This window comes from Treponema endosymbiont of Eucomonympha sp., from assembly GCF_001028545.1.
In genome coordinates this window covers 1-474 of sequence record NZ_BBPW01000571.1, presented here as the reverse complement: position 1 = coordinate 474, position 474 = coordinate 1, and the positions used below count along the sequence as shown (strand labels likewise).

Genomic DNA, 474 nt, shown 5'->3' with positions numbered 1-474 from the left:
ACAACTTATCGCACCTGGGTTTCGGGAACAGGGTGTATGATCTCGACGTCGGCGCCGCGATAATGAAACGGCCCTGCGTAGTGCTGCAGCGCCCTGTTGGATCTGGTGGGCACTGCTTAGAGCAGGCGGACCTCCCGGACTCGCTTCCAGCCCACAAGCGGGGCTCGCGAAAGCACCCTTCGACGCCAATTAAGCGCGGGCGCGCTCTGGATGACAAGGCAGCCCGAGAGGCCGCAAAGGAATACGAACGGGAAGAACGGAAGCGAGATCGGGAACGGGCCAAACTTGAAGCTGAACGCGCGCGTCGCGAGCGAGCCATCTCCAAAGTCGAGGCCCAAAGAGAAAAAGCAAAGCGAGATCATGAGAAACGGCTTCGCGAGATGGAAACCGAGCGCGCGGCGCTTGCTCGACGGTTCGAGGCGGAGGCGCCTCGCTGGAAGAGGCAGATGGCGTATGTCAAGAAGCAATTGAAAC

1 protein-coding gene is annotated in these 474 nt (G+C 60.3%); it reads right to left on the bottom strand.

The genetic code is table 11. From position 1 onward, the window contains the following. Positions 1 to 116: 116 nt before the first annotated feature. Positions 117 to 474 (bottom strand): hypothetical protein (locus tag AWU74_RS14335; protein ID WP_238580265.1); only part of this gene is annotated, 358 nt, incomplete at its 5' end.